Genomic DNA, 2,191 nt, shown 5'->3' on the forward strand with positions numbered 1-2,191 from the left:
ACATGTAGACCGACAATTCGGTCCTTAAGAAAAAACAGCACATAATTCTGCTGTCATCGATTAATTTGAATTGGAATAAAACTACACTATATTATCCTTTGCAGGTGATCGAGTTCACACTTTATGCTTGAATGTGCAAGACAGACCATAACAATCATCGATACATTTATATCAACACAATAGAACATTGAACTCGGATAAATCCAAGGCGTAGAGGGCCTAACCGTGGCAACACCTCAGTTATGATCATTCAGTTGATAAAGCTAGGCAAGATGCTGCATTAGCCTGTATCAGCATGGCCAATACATTGGTCCAGCACCTTCATGGTTGCGAAAATCGACTTGCCAGAGGCCATGATATCTGCGGATACTCGGCTATAGCACACGGCAGAAGCAACGGCCTCACTGATGGCTTCTGTTTGCTGATATATAGTTTTCTCTGTAACCATATCAGCCCTGTTAAGAACACACAGGAGCCAGATATAAACTGGACATCCGAGATGGGCAGCTGCTTTCTGCATCGACACTTTCATAATGTCTGCTCTTTCACCTGTTGGGGATGATTCGCTGCATGACTCGGAGAAGACCTCTTTATGCGCCGTCCTGATAAGGTGGTCATTAGTGGATTTGTAGGCCATATAAAGCTTGAGCAAGTGAGCGATCATGGTCGCATAAACAAAGATATCGCCAGTGTGCCTGTTTGAGTCGGGACCGCTGCCGATTGCGCCAAGACTCTTGTGCGAAAGAAACATGATTTCAATCTGCCACCTCAGTCGGTAAAGACTGGCAACAGCCAGAAGGTCGAAAACATCGGAAAGACTGGTATCAAGGAAGACCCAGCAGCTTGCGCTGTTACTGGTCTTGAACCCCTTGTTATTAGGGTTGTATATCAAGATAAGTCTGAAACCATCTGATAACAGCAGGTCGTAGCAATAGCCAACAATAATGCCATTGATAACCTCATAAGGAACCACTTTCCTGATCTTTAGCAGTTCCTTAAGTTTGGTAGGAGATGTAAGGTCTACATCTGAACCGCCTGGTACTATTTTGTAGTTACCCATGGAGTCGGCGCGGGCTTCGTACCTGGTGATTTTCACAACCAAAGGATTTGAGCTGTTTTTTCCCTTGATGATAAACTTGTCGCCTCGGTCATTGATGCTCCGTTTTACCTTGTCACAGTTATAGCCGGCATCCAGAAGATCAAGAGTACAGCCTCCCTGCTGTGACTCAGTGTTAGCTACAAAAGCTTCACGCTCATTGGAAGTAGCTCCGCCAATACTTAAGAGGTCGAAGGAGTTGGATTCAAGGCTCATTGATGCATGAATTTTGCGTCCAGCAGCTACAGTACCTTTGCAGTCACCTTCATTGACCTCACGTGCAATCCTGAACTCACATCCATCATTGAGTCGTATTTTGTCGATATTTCCCAGTTTCTTAACCACCTGAGAAATAGCTTCGCCAATGGTTATGCCATCGAGATCATCGACCAACTTTTTATAGACATTGATGAATTTATTGGTCAGAACTTCCATAGCAGCTGAAATTGACTCTGCTTGCTCCATACTGCGTTCTACAGTTCGCTGGGACGCAGGTCTTACTCCTGCCATGGCACATACATTTTGATATTCAAAGTACATATGCGCAATGGAGGCGCGGCCTGCCAGCGCTGCAAACACTAGAGAAAGTATAAAGAATGACATGGTCTGCCATAATGACTTACGGTACTCCTTAGGCTCGTAACCGTTTTCATAGAGAAGCTTTTGGATTAGCTCAGAGGCAAAAAGGCGGGTAATCTCAGGCACTTTCCCATATAAGGAGTAGATATTTGCTGCGTTTAACAACATACATCCGCTCGGAATGAAATGTCTGTGACATTCAGCACGGCGAGAAGCTCGTTTCCGTGCTCTTTTCTGGGGGCTAAGTTTATTTTTATGGTGCTTGTTCTTGGATTTTGACATATAATGTAGGCCTTTTTTTTGTTTGTGTTGCCCAAGCCTTTAAGACGGGCAACTCTTAATATAAATCGGCCTTTCAATGTCAATCTTTAGCCAATGCTCATCAGCAGCTGGCTGCAAAGATCCCTGCCTATAAAACTACACTATTTTATCCTCCCTCAATTTCTTATATAAATTTAAATCTATGGCATTGATGGTTTGTTTTTAAACAGACTAATCAAATTGTCGGTCTACATG

The 2,191-nt window shown here is 43.6% G+C and carries 1 protein-coding gene; it reads right to left on the minus strand.

The features are described from left to right. Positions 1-280: 280 nt before the first annotated feature. Positions 281-1,843, minus strand: a complete 1,563-nt coding sequence (locus MXE41_RS12905) for a hypothetical protein (RefSeq protein ID WP_247100875.1) — start codon at positions 1,841-1,843, stop codon at positions 281-283. Positions 1,844-2,191 lie beyond the last annotated feature (348 nt).

This window comes from Anaerobiospirillum sp. NML120449, assembly GCF_023051105.1.
Taxonomy (GTDB): domain Bacteria; phylum Pseudomonadota; class Gammaproteobacteria; order Enterobacterales; family Succinivibrionaceae; genus Anaerobiospirillum.